This window comes from Leeuwenhoekiella aestuarii, from assembly GCF_004104055.1.
In the GTDB taxonomy this organism is placed as follows: domain Bacteria; phylum Bacteroidota; class Bacteroidia; order Flavobacteriales; family Flavobacteriaceae; genus Leeuwenhoekiella; species Leeuwenhoekiella aestuarii.
Genome location: NZ_QOVJ01000012.1, coordinates 41,097 through 63,951 on the forward strand (window position 1 = coordinate 41,097; position 22,855 = coordinate 63,951).

Below are 22,855 nucleotides of genomic sequence, written 5' to 3' on the forward strand. Positions count from 1 at the left end.
CCACTGTAAAGTGGTTCGTCGGGGTGGCAGGATTCTAAAAAATCAACCAACCCGCTATATACCAACAAATTACATTCTTATTTCTAAAATAGGACACCAATTAGGACATTAAAATGAACCATTATGGCTTTCATATATTCAAAAATATATAAAATCTACTGTAATTAATTATTTCCACCTAATCAATATCTTTTTTTACTATCTTTTCAGTGGAAAATTGCCTTTATAAACTTTCCCTCCATCATATTCAAAACTAAACCAATATGCCAGCCAAAGTTTCTACTTAAAAGTTATAAAGGCCTGGTAAAACAATCGATGAGTCTAAAAGGAAACTGCTGTTACGGCATTGTAACAGCAGTTTCCTTTTTTAAATCTCTGAAAGTAGAATGGTTATATTGGCATAAATATAAGCTTAGATCTCAAACAGACTTTAGTTTACACCCTCTAGATATGTATAATCAAAAACTAGCATAGTCACGCAACTTAAAGTCCAGTTTTTTGTTGCAAGTTAACGATCTGATAATCTGTGAATTTTAAACGTTTCATAAGTAAATAATCTATTTAAAGTTTAACTTTTATTTGCCCGAAAACCTCTAGTTTTTATCAGTCACATTTTATGGAAGTAGGTCAATTTATAAATTTCGAGTAAATAGTAATACTTTCTATTAATCCTTCATAATTCTGCCCTATCGTAATATCTTCATTGGAAGGTTCTGATGAATGAACATCCTCCCAGGTTTGAATTAAATTTCCGTTATAAAAGAGTTGCAACTGTAATCTAAGATTATTGTATTTCCAAGTAATCTCAGACCATTGTTCAACAGATAGAGAAAAATCACTTTGATAAAAATACATTTTATCGTTAATTTTATAGTTTAATTTACCCTCATCTGAAATCCCGAAAGTGATACCAGAAGAATCTTTTGCATTAGATAATAAAATTGCATCATTTTTAAATGCTTTCGGTTTCAACTTAAATGTAACTGTAAATGATTTATTATGAAAATCAAGAGTCTCATCCTGAACGACACGAAGACTAGTAGTACTAGAAAACTTTCCGGCATAATTCAATTTTTCTGCTGAGTCCTTTCCATATTTTAAGTGTACAGCTTTTATTGTATGTTTCTTGGGAGATTCATCTATTAATTTATTCCTAAAATTTAATTCCAGTTCCTTTGCTTCACTATTAGAGCTCGTTAATGTGTTTTGATGAATAATTTTAGAAAAGAAAACCTCATCTCTTCCATTTACAAACTCAATAAGCATTCTTCGGTTTCCTGCTTTTCCATATACACTCGTTCTCAGAAAAGCATGTAAAGATCCTCTTAACAAATCAAATTCACTTGAGTAATCTATCTTATAGTTAGCGTAGCGTTTATCTGTTTCAGGGGCATCTGAATTCAAATTACCTGACACAACATCTATTAATGGATAATCTGTATCTTTCTCTCTTAGCATAAAACGTTGTTGATGCAAATCTGCGCTATACGATAATACCCCATTAATTTTATTTTCTCTTATAAATTGCAGCAAATGAGGAGCCCTTTTACTACTTCCCCAGATTCTACCGCCGAGTTCTCTAAAGCTAGGTGTACCATTCACAATTATTTTGAATGTAGCTGTAGAGTTTAGTAGGGCTTGCTCTAACCATTCTAATTGTTCATCACCAAATTGGTCTTTAATATTGTTTCTATAACTTCGGTTATCAGTCAAAAAAAACTCGACATCCTTATACCGGTAAGATGAAAATAATCCTTCCCCTTCTACCGTATTTTTATATTCTGGATTTGGCCACCAATCTTTAAAAATTTTTCGAGTGGCCGGCAACCCTGGTAAGGTTTTATCAAATTCATTTGAACCTGTATCATGATTATCTGTTATAGCCAATTGCGGCATAGCTTGTAATAATTTGTCATAATACTTTCTATACCATAAGTACCTTTTAAATGCTTGCTCTTCATTGTCCCAATCACTTTTAAAACTTTCAGGACAACCGCCATGGGCGTGTTCTTCTCCCAGCAAGTAAACTGCATCTCCCAGCCAGACCATAAGATCGCTATCTTGTTTTGCCATAAGCTCATCGTACATCGCCGGATCTCCATTTGTAATTCGCTTAGATTCCCACTGATCAATGCATCGGCTTAGATCAAAAATCCTTCCGCAACCTCCTGCCAAAAACGTAAAATCATTTATGATATCCTGCTCTGCCTGTATAACTGCAATCCGTCCGGTTTCCTTGCCGTTTTCAAGTAATTTTGCCGTGTAGGTTTCACCAGAAGCGATATTAAATTCATAAGAGCGTAAATTATAGTCCTCTTCTCTGGTGATGGTTTCGCTGTCCAAATCCCCAGTCTCAAAACCGGTATATACCAAATGCCTATCATCTGAATTATAGATCGTGCCCTCCAGTTGCTTTTTAGTATTTGCATTTGAGGTCATCGACAAAGTCAGATTACTGGCACTACCCGTATTATCTTTTGTCAAAACCCACACCCGTACCTTATTTTGATACACGGGACTAAACATGGGACCATATACAAGAGAATCTCCCGGTATGGTTATTTGCGCGTCGGCATTATACATTGCCAGTAATATTATAATCGTGATAATCTTCTTCATTAAAGTAAGTTTCAAAGTTAATTTTGGTTTATTGATCTTTTCGTTCGCTTTTGGGTACATCGGTTAAGGATTCTATAAATGTGATTAGTTGTTCCATTTCCTTCTGTGTTAGATTAAGCTTCGTAGAGCTCAATGTTTGATGTGGTATTTGTGCTTCAAGTCCCATCCCTGCAGCACCTCCCTCGTTATAAAAATCGAGTACTTCAGCAAGGGTTTCATAGCTCCCATTATGAAAATAGGGGGCAGTAAGGGCAGCGTTTCTTACCGTCATCGTCTTGAATGATTTCTCAAAAATATATTTATCTTCATTCTTAATTCCGTTTTTTATGCGGCCTTGGTCACTATCCACGATACTGTCACCGGGTTTGGCAAGAACTCCCAGAACTTCACTTTCGTTTTCACAAAATAAAGGCGGAACCAACCCACTAAAAGTGGGTGCATAATGACAGGTTGCGCAATTAGCCTTTCCCATAAACAGGTTAAAACCTGCTTTTACACTTGCATCAAGCTCCTCTTCTTCACGTATATATTTATCAAAGGGACTATCAAAAGATTTCAAGGAAATGAGAAAAGAAATTAGGGCTGATGTAAACTGATACCGTGTAATGGTATCGGTTTTAAAAATTTGATTAAATGATTGCTTATAAGATTTATCTGAGTTTAGTTTAGAAACTATTTCTTCGAAAGAGGTATCGTATTCTAAATGCTCTTCTATTACCTGTTCCAACTGATCCTCAATCCCATAAGAACGTAAATCATAAAAAAAACGGTTAGCAAAGATGGCGTTTATCAAAGTGGGGGCATTACGCTTTACGGTAAGATTAGGCACCCCTGCAAGTGATTTCATTTTTCCATCAGTATAAGCAAGTTCCGGTTGATGACAACTGGCACAGCTTATGTTTCCACGTTGACTTAATGAAGTGTCAAAAAATAGGTCTTTACCTAATGCCTGTAATTGCTGGTTATCCTTTTCCCTGGTCAAAAGTGTATAATTATATGGATTGAGAAAATCTTTACCGAAAATATTCTCGCTATAGGCATTCCAAGATGGAGTTTCATTCCTAAGTCTTGCCGTGCTTTCAATACCCAGTTCCCGCTGTATATCAAGCAGTCCTTTATATAAGGGATTTATATAAGAACGTATAAATTCAAAACGGTCAAAAGTCTCAAAATCATTATTCTCAAGTAAAAACACTTTCGCCTGTTCAAACAAATCAAGTACATCTATTTGACGTTCGATACTGGCTTTAACGATAAGCGGTTTTAATAACTCCTGGACACCTTGCATGGCATAATAGGATTCTTGTAAACCATTTAAAGACCCCGGAGTATCAAAACCGGTAATTCCCTTTGTCGTAATCCTCACCAATTCCAGCCTAGAGAATTCAATAACTTCATAATCGTGATAGTATTTTCGAGAAAGAAGTGCTTCTTTCAGGACCTCAAATTTTGTCTGTAAGACCTCTATAAGTCTTGACAACTTTTCCCTATAAGAATCTACCTCATCGCTATAAATCAATTCATCCAACCTTTGCAAACCGATGGGTTCAAGAACTTTTGCACCACCATCCATAAAATAACCACCGTCAAGGTCATCAAGCGGCTGTGAATTGAGATAATCAGTTACGCCTGCAGTATCGGCCTGGCCTACAGGATAAGGGTCCAGATGCGGGATGGGAGCTCCATTAATGTAGGCCTTTTCATGTTCTGGAAAGTAATAAGTCACGTAGCTTTCTACTTGCTTATAGGCGTTACGCGTATTTGAAAGTTGCTTTCGTAAAAAAGCTTCTGTCAGAATCCCTTTTCTAAATTTCTGAATCACAATTTGCAAACTGTCTAGCTCATCCTCCAAAGTTTCAAGCTGATTTGCGACAGTCTCTTTCACAGAAGGGGAATTTGAATCTTGCCTTTTTGTAAATCCATAAAGGATCATAAAGGCAAAAATGACAGCGTTAGCAAAGACAAATCTAAATCGATATTTAACTTTATGCTTGATGAAATCTAACATGATTAATGACTTGGTGTTTTATTTTATGGTAAATTTCCCTTCTAGCTTGATATCCTCTGAAGATGCGCCCACCATTACTTTAAAACTTCCTGGCTCTACGGTAAACTTATCATTGATATCCCATAGCCCAAGTTCCTGTTTTCCCAGCACGAAATGAATCTCTTTTTCTTCCCCCGGATTCAGGGTTATCCTATCAAAACCGCGCAAAACCTTAGTATATGAAATTACGCTGCTGTACTCGTCGCGTAAATATAATTGCACCACCTCATCACCTGTGCGTTTTCCGGTGTTGGTGACAGTAAAGTTTACGTTAACATTTCCCTCGATTCCTTGACTTGTGGGTGTAATTTTTAGACTACTATACTTAAATGTGGTGTAACTCAATCCATATCCAAAAGGATAGAGCGCACCGTAAACTGATGTTCCCGAAGAAGCTTTTGACCCTGGTTTAAAAGGAAAGGCATAGGGGATTTGACCTACAGACTTAGGAAAAGTGACGGCCAACTTCCCACCTGGATTATAGTCACCAAACAAGACTTTTGCCACAGCATCGCCGCCAAACTCTCCAGGAAACCATGCATGAATAATAGCCGGAACGTTTTGCTGCGCGTAGTTTATTGCGGCTGCTCTGCCATCAATCATGACTAGTATAACAGGTTTGTCTGTGGCGCAAATGGCCTCGAGCAGACGCTGCTGACTTTGTGGAAGGTCAAGACTGGTACGAGAACGGTCTTCACGAACGGTAAGCTCTGAACCTCCCAATACTAAAATGGTCAGATCAGTTTCTTTTGCTACTTGCACCGCTTTATCAAGCATTTCCTGTGCTTCGCTTTCAATGGGAAATGGCATGATTTCATCTTCTGGAAAATGCGAGCTTATAATTTCGGCGCCCTTTTCATAAACTACTTTTGTGTCTGGCAGCATCTTTTTGATTCCTTCATAGACGGTAACGATTGGTAGGTTTGCAGGGCCGTATCGCGAAATCAACCCTTCCTTTTCTTTGGCATTGGGACCTATCACCGCAACGGAATTCAAGGATTTTTTAAGCGGAAGTAGATTATCTTCATTTTTTAATAAAACAATAGATTCTAGCGCTGCCTGCAGGGATAATGCTTGGTTTTCCTTAGACTGCACAAGCTTATCGGCAAGTTTCTTATCTCCTTTATAGGGATTGTCAAAAAGCCCTAGTTTAAACTTGACCTTGAGTACATCAGCGACACGATCATCAATTGTGGCAGGCGCTATTTTGCCCTGAGCGATAGCTTCCCGCAATGGAGTAATATAATCCTCTGGCTCGGTAAAATCTGTACGGATGTTCACTCCGGCATTTACGCCTTGTGCCACGGCATCTACCATGCTTTCTGCCACTTTATGCTTTTTATGAATAAACTCCAGAGCGGCACTATCTGTGGTAACATATCCCTTAAATCCCCACTGTTGACGCAATATTTCAGTAAGAAAATAGGGGCTTCCTGTGATGGGTACACCGTCATAATCATTGTATGAACTCATCACTCCCAACGCTCCAGCTTCTTGTACCGCCACCCGAAAAGGCTCAAGATACAAGGTTTTCATCTCTCTAGGCGCAACGTGTGGATCTGTTCTTGTACCTCCATCACGTCCTCCCACAGGTATAGAATACACAGCAAAATGTTTGGCTGTTGCAGCTACCCCATTTTCCTGCAGTCCTAAGATCATCTGTTTACCCAGTTGTCCAACAAGGTATGGGTCTTCTCCATAACTTTCGACAGCTCTGCCCCAACGTGGATCCTGAGCGACACCTAATATTGGAGCATAAATATTAGTATACCCTAAAGCTGAAGCTTCTTTAGCTTCAACTTCACCTATTTGTCTAATAAGTTTTTTATCCCAAGTAGCACCCTGTCCACATTGAGCAGGAAAAGAAGTCGCTCTATCATGAGCCAAACCCCGTATCCCCTCGTTTGTAAAATCCACCGGAATGCCCAAGCGAGTTTCTTCTACAAACCAGCGCTGTATACGCTGTAGTGTCTCTACGTGCTTACTATAGGGATAGGAATATTCAGATTTAAACGTACCTAGCCCGTTATGTTGTTCATCTATATTACCTATTCCATCTTTCCAAACCTCATTTTTCCAACCATCTGTAGGCAATGGATCCTTCAAAACCCTACCAGAACCATATAATGTAGCAAGCTGACAGGTTTTTTCTTCTATGTTCATTCGAGAAAGTAAATCTTTTACACGATCCTCTTTTGAAGCCTTTGGATCTTCATAGACATCCTTCTTCCCGTTTTTATTAAAATCTATATATTCCTTTTTATAAATATTCGGTTTCTTATTAAAGGAAAGAAAAAAATATAAAAGGCTTAAACAGATTATTGGTTTTATTTTCATCACATATAAGTTAATCAGTCTCGTATTCTAGGTTAGATAGAAACCGGAGACTGCCAGGCAGCCCCCAGGTTTCATCCAATCTAATAAACAAGCATGAATTTTGAATGCAAAATGTTAGTTACGTAACTCCACTTTTTTTGCATAATTAAAATCTTCTGATATGGGGGATAGAGTTTCTAAATCTACTGTTGATTCATCAACAGCTGTTATAGCAAAAATGCGTATAGACTCATTATCAGGTAAGGTGAGTTTTTTAGCATTCTTAGATAGCTTTAGTTTATAGGCATACAAATAACTATATTCGTAGGCTTTATTTGCGGAAGGATATCCCAAATGTCTATGCGTGGCAAACCAAGCAATGCTAGAAGTTTTCAGATAGGGACTTTGTATACCTTTTACTGCAACACGCTCTTCAGTATCCTTATGCTCAACCCTATCAACTGCAAATTCTCTTTTATAAAACTGACCTATTTTACCAGTCCAATCCTGAATTTTTAGCGTGTTTACTTCACCATCAATCACGAAGTCCCCTTGGGTTTCTTTAGTAGCGGCAGCAAGCACGTATAACGTGTTATACGCTCCTTCAGGCAGTTGTATTTGTTGTCCTTTGCTAATTAGAACATTATCTGAACGATCTGCAGTAGGTCCCATTTTAAAAATCACATCTTCATGTACAATTCTTGCTGGGATAAGCTCTGCAGGTATACTGTATTTATCTTCCAGGTTTCCGTCGTTTCGATTTGTATCAAAACTAAAAGCATCTGAATTATAGGGAAGCGCTATACTAAGTTGTTTAGAAACTTCTTTAGGAGCTATTGAACTGAATTTCACAGCAAACGCTTTTATACCGTAATGTTTCAAATCAAATTTAATCTGATTTTGAGCAAAGTCAACCTGCCCTAGTCTCTCCTCCTGTCCATTTACTTCATAAGCATCAACAACCGTTGCTGGCAATGTTATATTCACGCCATTTTGATCACGTCCTAGAAGTTCATTTACCCGAATTAGATAATAACTACTATTCTCCATCTTTTTAAAAGCCATTAATCCTATGCCGTCATTATCAATGTGGAGTATAGAAATTTCTTTTCCTGCTCTCCCCTTATGCTTTGAAGACTCGAAAGCCATTAAGGGTTGATTGAAAAATTTACCTTGCCAGGGAGTACGTCCTTCTTGCCAATTTCCCGAGTGAGCATATAATCCGTAATTAAATTCATGAACACCCCAGTCTTGAGATTTTTGAAAAATATAACGTTTATCAGTTTCTGGTGTAAACATCAGTGTCAACCTCAATGTTTCAGGATCTGGTTTGTCAGATCCGTATTTAGAATCTTCCAGAATACTTATTCCAAATTCATTTGATTCATCAGTCTGATCAAACCATTGCTTTGAAGGAACTTCATATTTTTTTTCTGAGTTTACCCCTCGTTCTATAGTTCCTACTCCCCAGCTATACGTTGTATTATCATTTACTGCAGTAAGAGGAAATGCTGCTTTAAGACTAACACCTGTAGCTTGCCAGTCTAAAACATTATTAATCTCTAAGCGTTTACCTGCCGCTCCAGATGCTAAACTAAGTGTTTGCTTAAGAATCGAATTTTGAGCATATCGTGTAACCTCTATTGCGACTCTAAGGGGACCCTTTTCTACAATCTTCATTTCGACGCTATCACTCATTGTAGCAAAAGGAGGCTTCTGACGTTCATCCCATAGCATATTCCAAGCCGGCCACGTAAATGATTTTTCACTTTGAAAATCAAGTCTAGTAGGATATTTAAGTAAAGACTTATTCAAATTTTTATCATATAATTGAGTTATATCCCCAGTAGAATTTAATTCAACCTTATAGTGCTCATTTTCTAACATATTTGTCTTTACATTCAAATCAGGATTCTCTTGTATATTCGATTTTGAATCTCTTACATCATAAACCTTAATCCCCATAGAAGGTATGTTGACTTCAAAAATAAATGATATCGAATCTTGAGTTTTACTTATAATTTGAGTTTTAACAGGTTTACCCGAAGGCTCATAAACTAGTATAGTTTGAGGGACTTTTTTATAAGCAAGTGTCGCTGTTACAATACCCTCTCGCTTTTTTTCTACAGGATTGTATACGATAACAGATCTACCTTTTCCACGGGTATCCATATCAGCAGTTACTTGTTTTAATGAATGTTTAAGCACATTGCTAAAACTGTTTGCTGCTATTAGTTCATCATTCCAGGCATACTCATAAACTGAAGGAATAGACGTCCCCGGCAAAATGTCGTGCATTTGATTACTTAAAACCAATTCCCAAGCTGCATTTATTTTTGAGAATGGATAAGTAGCCTGCTTCTTCCAATCTGCTATTACTGCAAGGGGTTCTGCGGCTTTTGCAAGCAATTCATTCTTCCGGTTCATTTTTTTCATAAATGCTTTAGAAGTAATAGAACCGGCACTGTGCTCTGTAAGTAATAAATCCCCTTTATAAGTGGGAAGATTTTTTTTAATTTCTGGGATAATATCTTTAAACATCTGATCTGAGCTTGATAAAACCACTTTGAAATTACTATCTGCATTATTCAAACTTTCTTCTGCATGCACGACGTCATTTTCTCGCGGTGCGCCACCCTGATCTCCTACTCCGTAATATCTGTAATCAAAGGCATATCCGGTATTTTTTTTATTTTTATCTAGACGCTTATTCCAACCCTTATCAAGGTCAAAACGATCTGGAATATGGCTTACATAAGCACCAGCATTTAAAGCTGATACAATACCATTACCATCTGGTCCGTACCACGTTCCCACGTTAAATGGTACCCCTACTGCAGATCCCCAAGATAATTTTTGCGTTGAAAAACCAATCAGACCTGAATGATTCAATATCGTTGGCAAGCTAGAAGGAAAACCAAAACAGTCAGGCAGCATATAATCATTACTCTTTTTATCAAATTCTGACTGAAAAAAATTATTCCCATATAAGGTTTGTCTAATTATAGACTCTGGTGAAGAAATTACAGTTTCTGCTTCATCTACAGAAGATCCAGCAACAAACCACTTTCCATTGGCAATGTACTTTTTCAACTCTTCATATAATTCGGGATAGTATTCTTTCATCATTTTATAGCGTCGAGACCCCGTAAAGTTGAAACGGTAGTTAGGATACTTTTTAAAAAGATAAAAATTCTCTGTAAGTATATTTTTTATGTATTCATTTACAACGGTAGGATAATCCCAATTCCATTCCGTATCTAAATGCGCATAGCCTACTGTATATACTATCCTGTCTTTTGTTAAGTCATAACTTCTTGAGTTCTCTTGTGCCACTGCCGGGATTGAAAATCGTATCAAAAATGCTAGAAAAACACTTAATTTACAATTAGAAAAAAATTGATCTAAATTCATGGTAATGTGTGTATTGTATTTTGCTCGTGGTGAACATTGAAAAAGACAATAGGAGACACAACGGGTTTTCACCCGTTATGCCCTATTTAATACTATAAGTAAAGTATTACTGTTAATTAGTATAACCCGGATTTTGCTCTAGAGGTGCACCCGTATTAAGATCTATTTCACTCTGAGGAATAGGAAAATAACGATTATAGTCCTGTATACCCAAACCTGGATTACCTGGATTATCATTATATTTTAAAACTCTTTCTACAAGATTATTCATACGCATTAAGGTGAGCATACGCCATTCTTCGGTATATAATTCACGAGCTCGTTCATCGAGAATTAGATCTATATTTACATCTCCTGCATTCACAAGACTAGCGTTCGCTCTTGACCTTACTAAATTAATATCTGCTGCAGCTTTCCCTAGCTCATTGAGTTTAAGATATGCCTCTGCCCTTAGCAAATAAGTCTCTGCTAAACGCATAGCGTACAAATCTTTGTGGTTATAACCACCCCCTGATCGGTTTCCTTGTGTAAAATGCTGGGTAGGCGTTGCTACTTTCATAAAATAAGGATACAACAATCGTGTTGTATCTATCATTTTGGGATTTTCTAAAACAATTTCTTTCCCATTATATGCGGAATTTGAATTGGTATAGTAAAAATGTCTTTTGACATTAGACTCCGCATTTCGTAAATCTGTATCAAAGTCATCTTTCCAAATATCGTAAGCAACATAATTAGTAGGCCTTACCCATCCTACTGGCCTTCCAAGGGTATCATTATAAACTATTTTGGATCCCTCATAATAGCCTTCATAACCATTAAAATTATCAGGTGTTTTAAGATTATAATAAGCTGGGCCAAAGGCACGCTCACCAGAGTATATTCCTCCTCCAGTAACATTAGGATCATTTTGTATCACCCAGATTGCTTCGGTATTACTTGAAAGATTTTGATTATTTAATGCAAAGAGATCTGTAATTACATTTTCGTCTTCAAAGATATTATATTGATTTCCAAAACGTTCTGTCATTAATTTATAGCCATAATCATTTATTACGTGCGAAGCTGCAGCTGCAGCACTTTCATTATCATCTAGTGCCAAGTAAACATCTGCCAGTAAATGCCAAGCTGCTCCTTGAGTTAAACGTCCTGGAGCTGGCTCATTACCACGAGTTGGTAAATTGGAAGCTGCATAGTTTAAATCTTCGGTTATAAGATCTAAGATAGATGACTTAGGGGCTCTAACAAAATCAGTCTTAGGAGATTCTATAGGCTCTGTTACAAGAGGTACATCACCAAACATATATACTAATATGCGGTAAGCGAAAGCTCTAAAAAAATGGGCTTCAGCCAAATATTCATTTTTATCAGTCTCATCGGTAAACTCTAAACTCTCTACACCCCTAATCACTAAATTTGCCTGATATACCAGGTCAAAGGCTTTATCCCAATACCGATTAGGCAGTGAAGATGATGGAGTAATATCAATACCCCAATTGCTCATAGTCCCACCTGAAGGATTTTCTCCAAAATAGGCTTCGTCTGTTCCCAACGCCACATAGATAAACATATATTGTTCATCTACATCTGTATACCACTCCTGAGCCAGACCATAAAGACCTATGACACCCGTCTCTGCATCTCCAGTATCTTCATAGGCATTATTTGAAGATACAAAATCAAGAGGTATCTCGTCTAAAACCTCATCATTACATGATATAATAAAACTTGCTAAGATGATGTTTAAAAAATGAATTTTGAATTTTGATATATTGACTTTCATAATTTTAGTTTTATAAAGTTTCATTCTTAGAAGCTTATATTGGTTCCAAGTGTTATTGTTCTGGTTAAGGGAGAATTAAACTCAGGATCCCAACCAGACCATTGAGTCCACGTGTATAGGTTTTTACCTGCCATATAAACCCGTAGTGTATCGAAACCTATTTTTTTAAGCAGGCTTTTATTAAAATCATACGCCAAAGTCACATCTTGTAATCGTACAAAACTGCGGGACTGGTATACAGAAGGATTTATCTCTGGATTATTATAAATTCCAGGAGCATTATTTACGGGTCTATCTGGTCTCCAATAAGGCAAAACATTGGTTTGGTTAAGTCTCTGTGACCTAAAAGTCCCCCCCGATACAAGTACTCCTCCATTACTACCCATATAATATCCGTTTCCGCCTTGAACAGAATTGACAATCACGTTTAAGGATACGCCTTTATACCTAAAATTATTAGTGATACTAAATCTGTAATTGGGATCTGAATAACCTAAAATTTTTCGATCTTGATCTGCATCAATCTCCCCGTCTCCATTCTGATCTACCACGCGCCACTGACCTGGATAATAACCACTCATGATTGTACCGTCATACAAGTCATTTTCCTGCCAGATGCCATTACTATCATAACCGTAATAAACATCAATGGGCTCGCCTACAAACCAGCCATTTCCTATATCTTCTGTAACTTCCCCATAGAGTTTTGTGATTTTGTTACGATTTAAAGAGAATGTAGCTCCTGATGTCCAATTAAAATTTGTAGATTCTATATTTTTAGATTGTAAAGCCACTTCAAAACCGTGATTTTTCATCCCTCCTATATTACTCCAAACGCTAGAATTTCCTGAAATACTGGGAATAGAGCGTTGTACTAATACATCTTGAGTTTCTGCATGATATGCGTCTAAACTACCTGTGAGAACACTCTCAAGAATATCAAAATCAACACCTATGTTTGTTGCTGTTGTTTTTTCCCACCCTAAATCATTATTACCCATAGTACCTGAATACATCCCTATAGCGGTACTTCCGTCAAAAGTTGTGGTCAGAGTATTCATTTGTGACTGGCTTTTATATCTGCCTATACCTTGATTTCCATTGACACCATATGATAATCTCAATTTTAAATAATCAAGTACCTTGGATTCTGATAAAAAATCTTCTTCAGAGATTACCCAACCTGCAGATACGGATGGAAAATTCCCCCATTTTTTATTAGGGCCAAAACCTGAATAGCCGTCACGTCTTAAGGTTCCAGATATCAAATATCTATTATTGTAATTGTATGCAATTCGCCCCATATAAGAACGAGTATATTCCTCATAAGATTCAGAGCTGAAAGACTGAACCTCAGCAAGCTCCATAGCATTATAACCTAATTTGTCTGAACTAAATTGTTCGCCATTTAATGTGGAGCCTTCACCAAAGAACTTCTCATCACTGTGCAGTAAAGTCACATCAAAATTGTGGGCACCTAGGCTTTTCTTATAGGTTACTATATTGTTAATCAACCATTTTTGATTATTTGTGACATCTTTATAACCTACGCCATTTACCTTGGAACCATCACCAATGTTTCGAGGTGTATATTGAAATTGTCTTGCAAAATAGTAGTTTCGAGAATAATTAACCTCATACTTTAGACCAGGAATCATAGGTACATTTACTTCTGCCCTAAATGCTAAAAATAAATTATCATAATATTGCTCATCTTTAATATTCGTCAATGCTAAAGGGTGATAATTATAGGATTCATCAGAAATATACACAGGGTAATTACCATTCTCATCAAACTTATTACCTAATGGACTAGAGTCTTGAGCATCGCCTACAGAGGCAGATACACCAGAATAGTCCCTGTGGGTAAACCTTGGGTTTATAGTAAAAGCAAACCAGTCTGTAACTTGGTTCCTAAACTTTCCAAAAAAACTAAAGCGTTCAAAATCGTCATTCAAAACAATTCCCTTTTGATTTAAATAATCTCCAGAAAAATAATAATCTGTTTTATCTGTCTTTCCTGAAATACTTAAATTGTAAGATTGTATTTGGGAGGATTGAAAAACCTCATCCAACCAGTTTATATCGTGACCACCTTCTAGATAGTTCTCACGATCAATTTGGGTATATAAATAAGGTGCTACGATTTGTTTGTTGGTAATATCTGGTCTTTCTGGCCGTCCACCATTATCAGTTACATTTGTGGGCATAGTTTTATACCATTGTATCAAATCCTGCTGATATTGATAATCTACTGCTTTTTCGGCATATTGCTGGGCATTCATAATATGGGTAATATCTGTCTCATTTAAACTTTGAATACCACTATAAGCATTAATGCTAAATTTAGGCTTACCCTTTGTCCCTGTTTTAGTTGATATCACAATTACACCATTTGCAGAGCGAGAGCCGTAAACAGCTGCTGCACTTGCATCTTTTAAAACATCTATAGATTTTATATCATTTATATTAATGTCGGTAAGGTTTCCATAAAAAATCATACCATCTACAACAATCATAGGAGAATCACTTGCAGAAAGCGATGTCCTACCTCTTATACTTATAGACCCAGGTTGCCCAGATCCTGAAGGAGGTGTGATGTTTAGACCGGGAATAGCTCCCTGAAGTACCTGAGTTAATGAAGCTGCAGGAATCATCTCTTTATCTTCTAAATCTATATGTGCTATAGCTCCGGTAAGATCTTTTTTACGCTGAGTACCATAACCAATAACAACAACCTCATTAAGTTCTCCTATAGTTTGAGTCATGGTTAAATTAATTTCTTCAGTATCAGTAACCTTTTTTTCTATAGGTGAAAAGCCTAAATAAGTGAAAACAAGAATACTTGGTGAAGAGGTTATGTCAATACTAAATTTGCCATCGAAATCAGTCAACACACCATTGTTAGTATCTTTTTCAAGAACCTCAACTCCTGGCAATGGCACTCCATCTTCATCAGTAATTATTCCACTTGCTTTAGTTTTTTGCTGAGATTTTAAAAAGAAAATAAGATTTTCATCGTAGTATTTAAAATTAAGTTGTGTTTTTTTTAGTAAATCAAGTAAAATCTTTCTAACACTTGAATTTTTTGCACTGTAAGTAACTTTTGAATCATTTTTAATATCTGAGTCATTAAATGTTATACCAAGGTTACTCCTTTCTGCTATTAATGTTAGTGCGTCACTAAGTTTAGTAGATTTAAAGTCAACGGAAATTTTTATAGAGTCTAAGTCTATTTGTCTATTTTCAGCTCTAATATGTAAGCTAACGCTTAGGCATATAAAAAATGTAGTTACACATTTTAAGGTATAGCGTTTTAAATAATTTTTCATAATATTACATTCAGTTTTGTATTCATTTGTATAAATCTTAAAGGAGATAAGACAAGTAATGCATAGAGCGGAAGTGGAGTCAACACTTCCGTTTTTTTATTTTTTATTTATTAATCCATTAGGTTATATTATTTAAGGTTTATATAGATTACATCATTTATTTTATTGTATTCTAATTTATTAGTGAGACTTAGTATTTTTAAAATATCTTCAAGTGAGGTTCTAGCTTTTATACTTGTCGTAAATGTAGAGGTCTTACTATGAGGTGAATCTTTTATTACAATACTATCTTCAAATCTTCTTCTTAGCTCTTTGACAACCTCACTAATATTCTCCTGTCTAAAATATAAGTCACCACTCTTCCAAGAAGTAATTCCATTTAAATTATCAAGTGTATATTTTTTAAAAGAATTATCAGTCCTTATGCTCAATCCTTCATTAGGATTTAAAATCGAAAACTTCTTGTAGCCTTTAGTTTCAATATGACCAACTTCAACCTTCCCTTCTATAAGTGTTATATCAAGATTAGCTGAATTAGGATATGCTTTTATATTAAATGATGTTCCTAGTACACGGGTATAATTATCATCAAAACAGACTATAAAAGGCTTTTTTTCATTCTTCACAACTTCAAAATGAGCCTCTCCGATTATTCGTACGGACCGTGTTTCAGAATCAAAAATTTCTGGATAACTAATAGATGTATTGTAATTTAAAAAAACATCTGATCCATCAGGAAGCACAATTTCCTTTTGTTCACCAACTTCAGTAGAAACTGTTATCCAAGCAACATCTTTTGTTAATTGTTGATTAAAATTGGAATGTTTTATATATTGATATCCTAAACCTGTGCTTATTAAAACTAAGAAAATTGCAGCAGACCAATACCACGCGTGACGACTAGACTGACGAAATTTACGAATGACTAGTTTTTTATAACGTGCATCTGCTTTCTTAGAGTCTGTACTGATAAACTCAGGGAGCTTTTCCCATTCTTGTCTTAAATGATCTGAAAGTTCTTTATTATTGCTATTTAGCAAAAACCGCTCAATTAATTCTCGTTCTTCAGTAGTACCTAATCCTAAAAAATAACGCTTTAGTACTTCTTTTTGCTTCTCTTTCAACGTAATTCTGTTTATTATAAATACGTTGATAAACTAATGAAGGTCTATTCAAATGTAGAAAAAAATAAAAAAAAATGGAATATTGAGAAAAAAACAATATCTACTTCAGGGTGCATCTTGAGATATCCCTTTAATACTTTGAGTGATTTTACAATTTGCAAACGAACAGTGTTTTTTGAAATATTAAGGTCTTGGGCTATCTCTTCATAAGACAGTCCATCAATTCTACTTTTTTGAAAGATTATACGACATCTTTCAGGAAGCGTTTCTATTGCTTCATTTAAGATTTTTAAATAATCATCCCAGATTAAATCATCTTCTGGACAAATGTGTGATACTAAATGTACAATTGAATCCTCTGACAACAATCGTACTTTTTTAGAACGTAAAAAATCTAAAACTGTATTTTTTGTGATCTTGAATAAAAGTTTGTCAAAAGGTTTTGAACTGTCTATTTTACTCCTGTAGTTCCAGATTTTCAAAAACGATTCTAATAAAATTTCTTCAGCAAGTATATCATCTCCAACAATTTTTATAATGTATAAATAAACCCGTGACTGAAATTTATAGAATAGCTCCTGATAAGCGAGTTCATCATCATTATTTTTTAAGAGGATCACCAAAGACTCAATGTCAAGGCTTTTATAATTTTTATTCATAGGGAAGGTTGAAGTCAAAACGCAAGGTTAATGATGCTTTTAATAACAAACATCAACATATTGTTAAGATAAATTTAAATCCGTGCTAGTAAAATAGTTACAAATACAAGCTTAGATCTCAGGCAGAGTTATCTATTTTTTAGTAGATAAAAACCCGGTACAATACCAGAAGAAGACATTCTTATTTAAGGAACAGAACCATTAAAGAATTTGAAATAGATATGTATAATCAAAAACTAGCAGCATAGTCACTCAACTTAAAGTCCAGTTTTTTGTTGCAAGTCCAGGGTCAATTTTATTATTCACTAATATAAAAGCTTTCGTTTTGATTATTTTTCTTTTTATTGCTTCAGTTTAAGTAAGCAAACAGATAGTTTCAATAGCCCAGGTAATGATAATTAATAAAACATACTTATTGATCACCAATCACAGATTGGCGGGAACGTGGAAATAGTTTTAACTACACGTTTTTTACGTATTATTTCTATGGTTTACATAATATATAAATTTCAGCACCAACTTCATAACAGCTTGAAACAAGAGATGATACAAACCATAATATTTGAATTACTTCATTGCGTTCAGCAAATTCCTCTGCATCTCTTAATTTTTGTAATCTATCTTCTAATTCCGCTTTTGAAATAAAGTTGATTACTAAAAAAACTTTCTTCTTTAAATTAGGATAAGTCTTCAAAATTTTAAAATAATCAATTGCATTTGGAACAGTATCGCCTTTTCTTAATCTTGAAATGTCTGTTTGTATATTGTTAATATTATAATTATTAGTCCATAAATTATTTTTTAACGGCCATTGATTATCTGACGGACTAAGGTTACCTAAATTTTTCTGAGCCTGACCTATAATATCTTGAAATGCTGATGCAGAAAATTTTGAGTGATTGTATTCCTGATCCTGATTAAAGAAATACTCGGTATGTGCTAAAGCCTCTTCTGCATTTTCCTTTTCCAAATAGCTGACAAAGTCTGCAGAACTTTTAGGATAATGACCGCCTTGCTTTTGTGGGGATATGGTGATATACATCGTATTATTCTTTTTAATTGGTTCTCTAGATTTGATTTTGTTCCAAAAGCTACTCCTGCTTCTTAGGAGCATATTTCTTTTCGACAAGAAGTGGCTTTTTTGGTTGCGGTTCTACTTCAAACAGGGATTGCAACATCGCTTGTGTAGGTTTGGTTTGGGTCTTTTCGATGTCACGCATAATAGCGATGATCGCGTTGATTCGTTTCTTTAGATTAGCTTCTAAAGTTCTTCCTGTGGGCCCCAAACGTTCCTTGGGTGAAATCTCGTTGTACTGAAAAAAGTCAAGCATTTCCTCCAAGGCTTCCGTATGCGATTTGAAGTGAGATTGTGAAAATTCCTGAAAGCGTTTAGCAACCTTCTTTTTAAATCTAATTCCCGTAAATGAGTCCATAATTCGCTGTTTTGTCGCAAATAACTCCCTGAAAATCGGTGCTGTAAGGCCGTTTGTCGCAATTGTCTGATTGAAAAGGATATTTATAAATCAACAAACAGCTGTTTTACAGTTTTTTAGCAATAAAAGGTATATCTATAACCTCGCGTAGCGGGTTATCCTCTTGCTATTCCTTTTCGTTCGCCCCAGCGAACAAAATTTTCATACAATCTGGTCAATCCAATAGTAATCGGGACCAATTGCCATTTTCAGGGAAAATGATTTTCCGATATGTTTATATTCGATGTATAGCGTTATCAGCGAAAGTCAAAAAAGGATAACACTACTATGATTTAGTTGCTGAAGTACAGCGCATTAAATATACGCTTTTTTGTTTTAAATAAAATCGTTCCTAAAAAAAGACCTCTGTAATCCAGAGGTCCTAACTTTCAAAATTTAGCATTTTATAAAATTCCATCATCGGCAAAACTGAAATACTCCCCTTTCGGGTTTAAGATCAAATGATCCAGAATCTTGATATCTAATAAATCAGCAGCCGCCTTAATTTTCCGAGTTAGATGTTTATCGGCTTCGCTGGGTCTCAAAGTTCCACTAGGATGATTATGCACTAAGATTAATGCTACAGATAAGGACTTTAAAGCAACTGCAAAAAGCAGACGCAAATCCACTAAAGTTCCGGTTATTCCTCCGTGGGATATTTGATAAATGCCTTTGACTTTATTGCTGTTATTGAGCAATAGTATTTTAAAGGATTCATAAACCGAAATGGTGTTTTGATCCCAGTTTTCAAAAACCACGCTTGCGGCTAGTGAAGAAGAGCTAATTTTTGGCCACTGTTCCGCTTTTAGTTTGGGGCGGTAACTTAAGCTTATTTCGTTGATACGTGTTTCCATAGTTTTTAGGGTTTAATATTCATTAGGGAGCATCAGCATACCATCTACAAAAAACAGTCGTAGTTCATCTAAAGGAAAATCGGTGTATTCGTATTCCTGTTCCATTAGAATAGTTCCATTACCATTAGCATAGGTAATCCTTGCCTCTTTATGAGTTCGTTCTTGTACGCTCTGTGGATTGCGCTTAAAAAGAATCAGAATAAAGCTGCTTTTGTTTTTAAGGCTTTTACACACTATCGCAGCATCCGTAATTAGCCAGTGACTTTGTGCGTGGTCTGCGAGGTATTTTATGCCCTCGGTATATTTGACTCGTAGCATGGGAATTTGGTAGCAGGTTGCACTCCCACAAAACCCATGTAGCTGTTCGATTAATAGTTTACTTTGTGTATTCATTTTAGTAATGTTAAAATGATTAATGAGAGGGCGTTAATACTGGAACATCTACGCCCTCTTTTTTTAGTGATTTACTCGGATTTACTACCCAGTAATACAATTTCTGAAGCTTCTACCTCAGTTACATTGCGTTTCAATCCTGCACTATCGATATAGCTTCTAGACTTCAATTTTCCGGTCAAAGCCAATTCTTTACCCTTTGGCACATAATTTTCAATAAGCTCGGCAGTTTTACCCCAGGCGACAACGGTGTGCCACTGGGTATCCTGTGTTTTTTCACCCTTGGTATTTTTGTAAAATTCATTGGTCGCCAGTGAAAAGCGCACCACTTTTTTTCCGCTTTCTAAGGTTGTTAATGTAGGCTCTTGCCCTACGTTTCCGATTAACTGTACTTGATTTCTTAGTGTACTCATAACTCTAAAATTTAAATGATTAAAAATGCTGCCTAAACCCTTTAGACATTTTGCTTTAATACTTTTAAAAAATGATTTACTTATGTTATCCTGAGCGTTTTCCTTTTTTGTTTTATGTTTTTTTGATCCCGCTTCTTTTGTTATGTTTTGAACTGATTTCATAAGATTCATTTTTGATTTACTTCCATTAGTGCCTATCGCTGTTACCTTTTTTTGTTGCTGATACATTTTCAAGAGTTTGAATTAGTAAGGACATATAAAAGCGCGGCACAAGCGGTTATGCTGTCCGGCTAACTTCAAACTATTGGTATTTTGCTTTCAAAAAAAGAGCAATACAGCGATGCTGCTTAAGGGAATTCAAAAAGCTGACGCGGGAAGTTTTAAAACTTGAGAAGGGGGATTAAACTTGATAATTCTCCAAGAAGGCATATCATTGCTATTTAACCTGATGATAATATTGATTAGCTATAATTTAAGTAACATCGCAACGGATAATTAATCACTATGATAAAAGACATTTTTTTAAGATTTTCAGTTTTGATTCTCTTGCTATCTCTTGATGGAAGCGCTCAAACTATAGATCCCAAAATTGCTTTTTTAGCAGATGTGCATTTACAAGATATATTCGGGGATCTAAGTGATTCCGATTTCGAAGGCTTGTCCCTAGCCAATTCTAATGAAAATGTATTGATAAGAACGATGGAATCCCAATTACATTCCACGCGTATATTCAATGAGAATTACTTTGCCTTTATAGCTGCCCTAGAAGATATTGCCTCTAGAGGTATTCATCTAGTCGCTCTACCCGGAGACTATTCAGATGATGGGCAACCTCTACACCTCAGAGGTCTTCAAAAAATACTTGAAGCCTATTCAAAGAAGTATGATCTTCAGTTTTTCATTACAACTGGAAATCACGATCCTGCCTCCCCATTTATTAAAGAATCAGGGAAAAGAGATTTTTTGGGCAAATATGGAAAACCACAACCTATTTTTAGTAAATCAGGAATATATGAATCAGCACCATACGAAAACCCCGTTGTTATAAGTGCTGATTTAGCTAAAATGGGTTATTCGGGAATTATTAAATACTTAGGATCTTTTGGATTCAATCCAAACCCTAAGTATATCTATTGGGCTACTCCATTTTCAAATTATGATCCAGCAAAGTATGATTTTAAAAAAGCACAAGAAGCAGCTTCCTTATCCAAGAGAATGTTTAAAGTCACTCCTAATGAAAAAAGTTACGATTTAAGTTATGTGGTTGAGCCTATTAAAGGATTACTGTTAATGGCTATAGATGGGGATGTTTTTATTCCCAATAACAAAGGGGGATATCAAAGTGCATCCATCGGTTATAATAATGTCATTACACACAAAGCTCATTTGATAGATTGGGTTCGTCAAGTTGCTCAATACGCTGAAAAAAATCAAAAGACTTTAATTGCCTTTAGTCACTTTCCTATGATAGATTTTAATGATGATGCTACTCAAGAGCTTTCAGAATTAATGGGAGAAGACAAATTCCAATTAGCACGTGTTCCTATAGAAAAGGTAGCAGATACCTTTGCAGATGCCGGCTTAAAAATACATGTTGCGGGGCATATGCATATTAATGATACAGGTAGGAGAACTACAAAAAAGGGTAATACCCTTATCAATATCCAATCTCCTTCTCTGGCAGCATATTTACCGGGATACAAAATTGTAACCCTCAAGAAAGATTATATTGAGGTTGAAACCATTGTGCTTGATGAGGTACTGAATTTTAATAAATTATTTCCATTATATAGCATGGAATATTTAAACCTACAAGCTAATCATAAAACTGAATGGGACCCTGCTATATTGAAGGCTAGTAGCTATAATGAATTCACGGAATGGCATTTAAAAGAGCTGGTGCGACTTCGTTTTATACCTCAGGATTTTCCAAAAACACTAAGCCGAGAACTACCAAAATTATCTGGAACAACATTGCTTCTTTTGGCATTCAATAAGCCCAATAACCTTAGTAATTATATAGAAAAACTTCGGGCAGACCAATTCTTCTTTAAAGAGGAATTAGTAAGATTAAAAACACACTTCGAATTAAATAGTCATTCTTTAGAAATGCTGTCTAAAATTGATGGAATGGATTTGATTTTTGATTTTTATCGAATTCGTTCAGCCGACAAACTAGCGTTCTTAGCTATTGGAACTCAAAGATTACAACTTTATGATTTGCTAATTGATACTTGGCTAGATTCAGAATCTGTTCCAAGCTCGTCAGAATTAGAAAGAGAATTAATTCTATTCTTCAAAATCTTTAAAAAATTACAATCTGGTGAGCCGGCAATTCATTTTAAAATAGATTACACATCTGGTAAGCTAGATTCCCTCGATTGAGTACAAATAATTTAAAAGTAGATTATTAACTAAAAAATAATTTT

13 protein-coding genes and 3 pseudogenes are annotated in these 22,855 nt (G+C 35.6%); 3 read left to right on the plus strand and 13 right to left on the minus strand.

The annotated features are described in order from the left end of the window. Nucleotides 1-279: 279 nt before the first annotated feature. Nucleotides 280-423: pseudogene (locus DSM03_RS19160) on the plus strand (IS3-like element ISLbl1 family transposase); the annotation flags it as partial. A gap of 204 nt (nt 424-627) precedes the next feature. On the opposite strand, the gene DSM03_RS17575 reads toward DSM03_RS19160, so the two are convergent. From DSM03_RS17575 to DSM03_RS17610, 8 genes are all read right to left on the minus strand, one after another. Further along, nucleotides 628-2,619: an alkaline phosphatase D family protein gene (locus DSM03_RS17575; protein WP_161567114.1), complete on the minus strand. Its 1,992-nt coding sequence runs from the start codon at nt 2,617-2,619 to the stop codon at nt 628-630. A 28-nt stretch (nt 2,620-2,647) separates the two neighbouring features. Beyond that, complete coding sequence (locus DSM03_RS17580) at nt 2,648-4,504, minus strand: cytochrome-c peroxidase (protein ID WP_161567115.1); 1,857 nt, start codon at nt 4,502-4,504, stop codon at nt 2,648-2,650. 141 nt (nt 4,505-4,645) lie between these two features. Further along, the gene (locus DSM03_RS17585; RefSeq protein ID WP_128762811.1) at nt 4,646-7,003 is read right to left on the minus strand and encodes a glycoside hydrolase family 3 N-terminal domain-containing protein; all 2,358 of its coding nucleotides are present in this window, start codon (nt 7,001-7,003) and stop codon (nt 4,646-4,648) included. Between the two features lie 114 nt (nt 7,004-7,117). After that, the gene (locus DSM03_RS17590; protein ID WP_128762812.1) at nt 7,118-10,396 is read right to left on the minus strand and encodes an alpha-mannosidase; all 3,279 of its coding nucleotides are present in this window, start codon (nt 10,394-10,396) and stop codon (nt 7,118-7,120) included. Between the two features lie 112 nt (nt 10,397-10,508). After that, nucleotides 10,509-12,179 carry a RagB/SusD family nutrient uptake outer membrane protein gene (locus tag DSM03_RS17595; protein WP_161567116.1) on the minus strand — a complete coding sequence of 557 codons (1,671 nt, stop codon included), beginning with the start codon at nt 12,177-12,179 and terminating at the stop codon, nt 10,509-10,511. Nucleotides 12,180-12,205: 26 nt separating this feature from the next. Then, complete coding sequence (locus DSM03_RS17600; RefSeq protein WP_128762814.1) at nt 12,206-15,511, minus strand: SusC/RagA family TonB-linked outer membrane protein; 3,306 nt, start codon at nt 15,509-15,511, stop codon at nt 12,206-12,208. Nucleotides 15,512-15,639: 128 nt separating this feature from the next. Further along, on the minus strand, nt 15,640-16,635 hold the full coding sequence (locus tag DSM03_RS17605) for a FecR family protein (RefSeq protein ID WP_128762815.1): 996 nt from the start codon (nt 16,633-16,635) through the stop codon (nt 15,640-15,642). 44 nt (nt 16,636-16,679) lie between these two features. Further along, entirely contained in the window at nt 16,680-17,294 is a 615-nt protein-coding gene (locus tag DSM03_RS17610; RefSeq protein WP_128762816.1) for an RNA polymerase sigma factor, read from the minus strand. Between the two features lie 98 nt (nt 17,295-17,392). Between DSM03_RS17610 and DSM03_RS17615 the strand changes: the two are divergent. Beyond that, a pseudogene (locus tag DSM03_RS17615) lies at nt 17,393-17,542 on the plus strand (IS3-like element ISLbl1 family transposase); the annotation flags it as partial. Nucleotides 17,543-17,778: 236 nt separating this feature from the next. Here DSM03_RS17615 and DSM03_RS19325 read toward each other — a convergent pair. The 5 genes and pseudogenes from DSM03_RS19325 to DSM03_RS17640 form a co-directional block, all read right to left on the minus strand. Continuing rightward, nucleotides 17,779-18,336 carry a DUF5712 family protein gene (locus DSM03_RS19325; RefSeq protein WP_128762817.1) on the minus strand — a complete coding sequence of 186 codons (558 nt, stop codon included), beginning with the start codon at nt 18,334-18,336 and terminating at the stop codon, nt 17,779-17,781. Nucleotides 18,337-18,350: 14 nt separating this feature from the next. Next, a pseudogene (locus tag DSM03_RS17625) lies at nt 18,351-18,727 on the minus strand (BfmA/BtgA family mobilization protein); the annotation flags it as partial. 443 nt (nt 18,728-19,170) lie between these two features. Continuing rightward, nucleotides 19,171-19,620, minus strand: coding sequence for a JAB domain-containing protein (locus tag DSM03_RS17630; protein WP_128762819.1), 450 nt, complete (start codon nt 19,618-19,620; stop codon nt 19,171-19,173). 12 nt (nt 19,621-19,632) lie between these two features. Continuing rightward, nucleotides 19,633-20,013, minus strand: a complete 381-nt coding sequence (locus DSM03_RS17635) for a DUF6876 family protein (protein ID WP_128762820.1) — start codon at nt 20,011-20,013, stop codon at nt 19,633-19,635. Between the two features lie 71 nt (nt 20,014-20,084). Beyond that, the gene (locus DSM03_RS17640; protein ID WP_128763429.1) at nt 20,085-20,426 is read right to left on the minus strand and encodes a single-stranded DNA-binding protein; all 342 of its coding nucleotides are present in this window, start codon (nt 20,424-20,426) and stop codon (nt 20,085-20,087) included. 504 nt (nt 20,427-20,930) lie between these two features. Between DSM03_RS17640 and DSM03_RS17645 the strand changes: the two genes are divergently transcribed. Beyond that, entirely contained in the window at nt 20,931-22,811 is a 1,881-nt protein-coding gene (locus DSM03_RS17645) for a metallophosphoesterase family protein (protein WP_128762822.1), read from the plus strand. Nucleotides 22,812-22,855 lie beyond the last annotated feature (44 nt).

Bases quoted from the DNA above. Each gene is read 5' to 3' on its own strand.
- DSM03_RS17595 (WP_161567116.1), bottom strand. From the start codon at position 12,179: ATGAAAGTCAATATATCAAAATTCAAAATTCATTTTTTAAACATCATC.
- DSM03_RS17635 (WP_128762820.1), bottom strand. From the start codon at position 20,013: ATGAATACACAAAGTAAACTATTAATCGAACAGCTACATGGGTTTTGT.
- DSM03_RS17630 (WP_128762819.1), bottom strand. From the start codon at position 19,620: ATGGAAACACGTATCAACGAAATAAGCTTAAGTTACCGCCCCAAACTA.
- DSM03_RS17590 (WP_128762812.1), bottom strand. From the start codon at position 10,396: ATGAATTTAGATCAATTTTTTTCTAATTGTAAATTAAGTGTTTTTCTA.
- DSM03_RS17645 (WP_128762822.1), top strand. From the start codon at position 20,931: ATGATAAAAGACATTTTTTTAAGATTTTCAGTTTTGATTCTCTTGCTA.
- DSM03_RS17585 (WP_128762811.1), bottom strand. From the start codon at position 7,003: ATGAAAATAAAACCAATAATCTGTTTAAGCCTTTTATATTTTTTTCTT.
- DSM03_RS17575 (WP_161567114.1), bottom strand. From the start codon at position 2,619: ATGAAGAAGATTATCACGATTATAATATTACTGGCAATGTATAATGCC.
- DSM03_RS17600 (WP_128762814.1), bottom strand. From the start codon at position 15,511: ATGAAAAATTATTTAAAACGCTATACCTTAAAATGTGTAACTACATTT.
- DSM03_RS17610 (WP_128762816.1), bottom strand. From the start codon at position 17,294: ATGAATAAAAATTATAAAAGCCTTGACATTGAGTCTTTGGTGATCCTC.
- DSM03_RS17640 (WP_128763429.1), bottom strand. From the start codon at position 20,426: ATGAGTACACTAAGAAATCAAGTACAGTTAATCGGAAACGTAGGGCAA.
- DSM03_RS19325 (WP_128762817.1), bottom strand. From the start codon at position 18,336: ATGTATATCACCATATCCCCACAAAAGCAAGGCGGTCATTATCCTAAA.